Source organism: Oerskovia sp. NPDC060287, from assembly GCF_042726775.1.
Classification (GTDB): domain Bacteria; phylum Actinomycetota; class Actinomycetes; order Actinomycetales; family Cellulomonadaceae; genus Oerskovia; species Oerskovia merdavium.
In genome coordinates this window covers 1-6,471 of record NZ_JBHXBO010000229.1, presented here as the reverse complement: position 1 = coordinate 6,471, position 6,471 = coordinate 1, and the positions used below count along the sequence as shown (strand labels likewise).

At 69.1% G+C, this 6,471-nt stretch carries 3 protein-coding genes and 1 pseudogene; 1 reads left to right on the top strand and 3 read right to left on the bottom strand.

The features are described from left to right. From ACFWFR_RS16200 to ACFWFR_RS16190, 3 genes and pseudogenes are all read right to left on the bottom strand, one after another. Positions 1 to 439 (bottom strand): annotated as a pseudogene (locus ACFWFR_RS16200) (ABC transporter substrate-binding protein); the annotation flags it as partial. 221 nt (positions 440 to 660) lie between these two features. Beyond that, the gene (locus ACFWFR_RS16195; protein WP_377623639.1) at positions 661 to 1,287 is read right to left on the bottom strand and encodes a TetR/AcrR family transcriptional regulator; all 627 of its coding nucleotides are present in this window, start codon (positions 1,285 to 1,287) and stop codon (positions 661 to 663) included. A gap of 85 nt (positions 1,288 to 1,372) precedes the next feature. Next, complete coding sequence (locus tag ACFWFR_RS16190; protein WP_354508942.1) at positions 1,373 to 2,266, bottom strand: sugar phosphate isomerase/epimerase; 894 nt, start codon at positions 2,264 to 2,266, stop codon at positions 1,373 to 1,375. A 253-nt stretch (positions 2,267 to 2,519) separates the two neighbouring features. Here ACFWFR_RS16190 and ACFWFR_RS16185 point away from each other — a divergent pair, with 253 nt between their 5' ends. After that, on the top strand, positions 2,520 to 6,434 hold the full coding sequence (locus tag ACFWFR_RS16185; protein ID WP_377623638.1) for a ThuA domain-containing protein: 3,915 nt from the start codon (positions 2,520 to 2,522) through the stop codon (positions 6,432 to 6,434). Positions 6,435 to 6,471 lie beyond the last annotated feature (37 nt).

Below are 6,471 nucleotides of genomic sequence, written 5' to 3'. Positions count from 1 at the left end.
GCTTGTTGTCGTCGTCGGCCGCGTCCGAGACGCGGAACTCCGAGATGTCGCCCGAGGCCTTGAGGACCTCGACCTGCTGCTGCATCGTGATGAAGGCGGTCACGCGCCACGGGTTGGACAGGGAGGCGTTGGAGAAGCAGAGCTTCTTGCCCCCTTCCTTCGCGTACTGCGCGGTGTCCACGTACTCGGGGTCGATCGCCTGCAGCCACGGCTGGTCGGTCGGCCCCTCGGGCACCGCCGAGCGCTGCGCGAGCTGGCGCTCGTAGTCAGCCTGCACGAACCACTGGCTGTTCGCACCGGACTCGTCGGCCCCGGCCTCCTCCGAGGCCTGGCCCCCCGCCTCGGGGACCGCGTCGGTGGGGGCGTCGGTGGTGCACGCAGCGGTGAACAGCAGCGCCGCGGTCACGGCTCCTGCCATGAGAACTCGAGAAGAACGCATTTCCTGCTCCTGATGATCGAGACGTCGTCGTCTGATGGATGCGCTGGACGATGGTGCCGAACGGGGTGATGACGGCAGCGGCGAGCCGCCCGGCAGTAAACGGGCACGCCACGTCGAACGGGGGTGTTCGAGGGTGTTCTCCGGTCTCCAGGCAACGGGCTCGGCACCGAGCCCGGCCGGGAGAAGATGCAGGTCCTGCTCTCAGGACCTGCGGGGTGCCGCTAGGCGTTCGAGGCCTTCGCGGGACGCCCCAGGACAGGGGTGCCGAGGAGCGACAAGAGCTGGGCCCTGATCCGGAGCTCGCTCTCCGGCGCACAGGACTGCGGCCGGAACAACGAGATCTGCTTGATGCCCTCCATCGCGGAGAACATCACGCTGACCGCGCTGTCCACGTCGTCGCACTCGAGCTCTCCGGCACCGACCGCGCGATGGGTCAGTCCCAGGAAGTACCGTTCGGCCTCGTCCAGGAAGCCCGCCCAGCTCGCACGGACGTCCTGGTCGTAGAGCGCCTGCGCGACGATCTCCATCGTGAAGACACGGTTCGCATCGTCCAGCAGGCAGCTGCGCACCGAGTACTCCACGGCGGCCTCGACCTTCGCGAACGCTCCGGTCGACTGCTCCGTCGCAGCGGTGATCGCCTCTCGCCACAGGCGGTAGTAGACCCCGCACGCCGCGAGCACGACCTCCTTCTTCGAGGAGTAGTGCCAGTACAGGCTGCCCTTGGTCACCCCGGCGCCCGCCGCGATCGCGTCCATGTTGACCCCGGCGATGCCTCGCGTCGAGAACAGCGTGAACGCTGCGAGCGCGAGCTCGTCGGGCTTGGCAACAGTGGGCGAGGACGTCGGCATGACGCCACCCTACCTCCTTCCATACTCGCCGGTACTGAGCAGGGGTGCTCCCGGTCGTGCACCTGCCGACGCACGACCGGGGAACTCAGGCGAACGCGGGCACGCGCTCGGTGAACCCGGCCGCCGCGACCTCCTTGCGGAGCCACGACAACGAGTCCGCGAGCATCGGCCCGCCCTGCCCTTCGCACTCGATGCTCAGGACGCCGTCGAACCCGTTGTCGCTGAGCTTCGCGAGGATCTGCCGGATGTTCTCGGCGTTCACGCCGTCCCCCGCGGCCACGTGGCTGATCGCGATGCCCGTCGCGCCACCGCGGACCGAGTCGGCGAGCGACTGCGAGACGTCCTTGACGTGCACGTGGTCGATCTTGTCGAGGAAGCGGTCGGCGAACCGGACCGGGTCGTTGCCGGCGATGAAGGTGTTCCCGGTGTCCAGGTTCAGGCGCAGCCACGGCGAGTCCCCGCAGAACGCGAGCATCTCCGCGAGCCAGTCGGCCCTGGTCGTGAAGTACCCGTGGACCTCGATCGTCACGACGACCTCGTGCGCCTCGGCGACCCGGATGATCTCGCCGTAGCTGCGCTTCATCAGGTCGAGGGCCTCGCGGTCCTCGAGCCCCTCGGGCTTGTGGAGCCCGTCGGTCGTCGCGACGCGGGGAGAACCCGCGAGCGCGGCCCAGGCGATGGCCTTCTGCACGTACGGGACGCCGACGGTGAGCCCGTCCCGGCCCGACAGCGGGTAGGCCGCGTCGATCTGGGAGAACTCGACGCCGTACCGCTCCATCTTCTTGCGGAGCAGCGCCGGGTCCTCGAGGAGCGAGACGTGCGGGAAGTAGCCGAGCCCGTGGATCCAGCAGGCGCCCTCGATCACGCCGGGCTCGATGTAGTGGACGTCGTTCTCCTGCGCCCAGGCCAGCGCCTGCTCGAAGGACTTGTGGCTGGAGTTGAAGGCATCGGTGTGGAAACCGATTCCGATCTGTGGCATGCGACCCCTCCATCGGGATAGAACGTACTGGTCAGTGCGGATCTGAGATCCAGTTCTGCGGGCCTCATCGTTGAGATTCCCTCAGGCCATGCAGCCTTGCACGTCTTCACCATACTGACCAGTATTGCAATGTGGTGCCGCTGACACTAGCATCACGATCACGTTCTGACGACCACCGATCAAAAGTCGCCAGATCACCGCACGAACAGATCGCAGGGGCCCGACGCAACGGAGCGGACATGAGGGAGCACAGATGAGAACACGTAGAGGGGCGGCCATCGCGGCCTGCCTGGCACTGTCGACGGGACTGGCCGGGGTGCTGACCGCACCGGCCGTCGCCCACGAGGGGCACGAGCACCCCGAGAACCCGGAGTTCAAGGCGCTGATCTTCTCGGAGACGGCCGGCTTCGTGCACGACTCGGTCCCCGAGGCCAAGGCCATGTGGGACGAGCTCGCGGCGGAGAACGGTTTCGAGGTCGTCCAGGCGACCGACTCGACGCTCTTCACCGACGAGGGGCTCGCGGACTTCGACGTGATCGTGCTGGCCCAGGCGTCCGGGGACGTCTGGAGCCCGGCCGAGGAGAAGGCCTTCGAGAAGTACGTGCGCGGGGGCGGCGGCGTCGTCGCCATGCACAACCCGCTCGACATGGAACCGGGCTTCCCGTTCTACCGCTCGCTCATCGGCACCGAGTTCACCGCGCACTCCGCGGCCGGGACGCCGGGAGAGATGACCGTGGTCGACCGCGAGCACCCGTCGACCGCAGACCTGCCCGAGCGCTGGGAACGCGACGAGGAGTGGTACGGCTTCACCAAGTCGGTCCGCGGCGACAAGCACGTCCTTGCCCAGCTCGACCCGACGAGCGTCCCCACCTCGACCCCAGGACGCATGCTCGACCACCCTGTGACGTGGTGCTCGGACTACGAGGGCGGCCGGACCTGGGTCACCTCGGTCGGCCACTCCAAGTCGTCGTACAGCGAGGACAACGTGCGCAAGCACGCCCTCGGAGGCATCCGCTACGCGGCAGGCGTCGAGCCCGGCGCGTGCGGCGGCACGGTGTGGGACAACTTCGACAAGGTGCCGCTCGACACCAACACCTCGGCCCCCTGGGGCATCGCGGTCGCGGGCGACGGCCGCGTCTTCTTCACCGAGCTCGTCCGCGGCCAGGTCCGGATCTACGACCCGGAGCTCAAGAGCACCGTGACGGCCGCGACGATCCCCGTGTACGGGGGCGGCGAGGACGGCATGCTCGGCCTCGCGCTCGACCCGCAGTTCGAGCAGAACGACTGGGTCTACCTCTACTACTCCCCCCAGGACGGCGGCTCGGTCAACCGGCTCTCCCGCTTCACCATGGACGGCAACACCATGAGGCTCGACTCCGAGGTCGTGATGCTGGAGATCCCCGCCGGCCGGGACGACAAGGAGATCGGCCACACGGGTGGCACGCTGCGCTTCGACGGTCAGGGCAACCTGTGGCTCTCGGTCGGCGACGACGTGGTGCCGTTCGAGTCCTCGGGCTACACCCCGATCGACGAGCGTCCGGGCCGCGCGCACTTCGACGCCCAGGGCACGTCGGCCAACACCAACGACCTGCGCGGCAAGCTCCTGCGCATCACCCCCGAGCCGGACGGCACCTACTCCGTCCCCGAGGGCAACCTCTTCCCCGAGGCCGAGGACTCCGCGGACAAGACCCGCCCCGAGATCTACGCGATGGGCTTCCGCAACCCGTTCCGCTTCACGGTCGACGTCGACGGCACGGTCTACCTCGCCGACTACGGGCCCGACGCCGGCAGCGCCAACCCGAACCGTGGCCCCGCGGGCTACGTCGAGTGGCAGTCGATCAAGGCCCCGGGCAACTACGGCTGGCCGTACTGCCACGCGAACAACATCGCGTACAACGACTTCGACTTCGTGACGAGCACGTCGGGTGCGAAGTTCGACTGCGCCAACCCGGTCAACACGTCCCCGAACAACACCGGGCTGACCGAGCTCCCGCCGTCGATCCCCGCAGAGGTCTACTACTCGTACGGTGCCTCGGCCGAGTTCCCGCAGCTCGGCAGCGGTGCGGGCGCCCCCATGGCCGGGCCCGTCTACCACTTCGACGAGGCGCTCGACTCGGACCGCAAGTGGCCCGAGTACTTCAGCGGCACGCCCCTGTTCTTCGAGTGGGGCCGCAACTTCATCAAGGAGTTCCCGCTGGCCGCGGACGGTTCGCTGCTCGCGATCAACCCGGTGCTCTCGAGCCAGCAGTTCCTCTCGCCGCTCGACCTGCAGTTCGGGCCCGACGGCGCGCTGTACCTCCTCGAGTGGGGCGGCGGTTTCGGCCGTGACAACCCGAACTCGGGCCTGTACCGCGTCGACTACGCCGCGGACGGCCGGGCCCCCACGGCCCAGGCCACGGCCGACGTCACGACGGGTCTGGCCCCGCTGTCCGTGACGTTCTCGAGCGAGGGCACCCTCGACCGTGACGGCGACGAGCTCGAGTTCGCCTGGGACTTCGGCGACGGCAGCTCCTCGACCGAGAAGAACCCGACCCACGTCTACACGACCAACGGCAACTTCGAGGCCCGCCTGACGGTCACGGAGAAGACCGAGTCCGCCAAGACCGGCACCGCCACGGTCCCGATCGTGGTGGGCAACACGAGCCCGGTCGTGACGATCACGGCTCCGCCGAACGGCGGCTTCTTCCGCTGGAACGACATCCTGCCGTGGAAGGTCGAGGTGACCGACGCCGAGGACGGCCAGATCGACTGCAAGGACGTCACGGTCCAGCCGGCCCTGGGCCACGACGAGCACGCGCACCCCACGCTGCCCGTCAACGCGTGCGAGGGCGAGGCCTCGACGATCCTCGACGAGGGGCACCTCGAGGCGGACGCGTTCTGGGTCATCGACGCGCGCTACACCGACAAGGGCGGGGCTGCGGGCGTCCAGCCGATCACGACGAGCGCGACCAACGTCTACCGCCCCACGCGCTTCCAGGCGCACTACTGGGACGAGGTCAAGGGGGTCGCGGTCGAGAACAACGCGGCGGCCGAGCTCGGTCAGTACGTGGGCGACATCCAGGACAACGACTGGCTGCGCTACGAGGACATGAACTTCCAGGGGATCGACGCCGTGCGCTACCGCGTGTCGGCCGGCCCGGAAGGTGGCGGCCGGATCGAGATGCGCCTGGGCTCGCCGACCGGTCAGCTCGTGGCCACGACACCTGTGAACAGCACGGGCGGATGGTTCACGTTCAAGGAGACGGAACCGGTGCCGATCAGCGCCCCCGCCGGGACGCACGACGTCTACCTGGTCTTCCGCTCGAACCCCGGGGTGAACTGGTCGATGACGCTCGACGTCTTCGAGGCCGTCGGGTCCGGCGTCGGCGTCCCGCCCGAGGGCGCACCCCGCCAGGACACCTCGACCCAGGGCGACTGGATCGGGAAGTACGGTACGGCGGGCTACTCGATCCCTCAGGTCGGGACGCAGCTGCCCCAGGGCGTCACGGTGGCTCCGGTCACGGGGACGCAGGCGTACACGTGGGAGCAGAGCACCGCCAAGCGCTCGGCGCTCCAGGTCCCGCCCGACGGCGCCGCCCGGCGCGCGTCGACGTGGTTCGGCGCCGGGGCGTCGGTCGACGTCACGGTCCCCGAGGGCTCGGTCTACGACCTGTCCGTCTACGTCAACAGCCACGACACGGCGAGGACGCAGAACGTCCAGGTCCTGCGAGCCGACGGCTCGGTCCTCTACCCGGCGTTCTCCGTCGCGGACAACGCGGCGGGCGTGTGGCTCACCTACCGGATCGAGTCCTCGGTCCGGGTCAAGGCCGACAAGGTGACGGGCCCGAACGCCGTGATCGGCGGCATCTTCCTCGACGAGCCCGACGTCGAGCAGCCCGAGCTCGCCGTCACGGCGACGGTCACCCCGAAGTGCGTCGCGGGGCGGGCGACGCTCACGGTCCGCGCGGTCAACGGTGAGGACGTCCCCGTGGACGTCGTCGTCGAGACCCCGCACGGCCGCAAGACCTTCGCGGGCGTGGCTCCCGGGAAGTCCGCCCAGCAGTCGTTCGCGACCCGCGCCGCGAGCATCCCGGCCGGCGAGGTCACCGTGACCGCGACGGGCGACACAGGATCCGGCCCGATCACCACGCAGGTCGTGGCCGGCTACGAGGCGGTCGACTGCGGCTGACGCCTCACGGGACCGCGCGCGTCTTCCACTCCTGAGG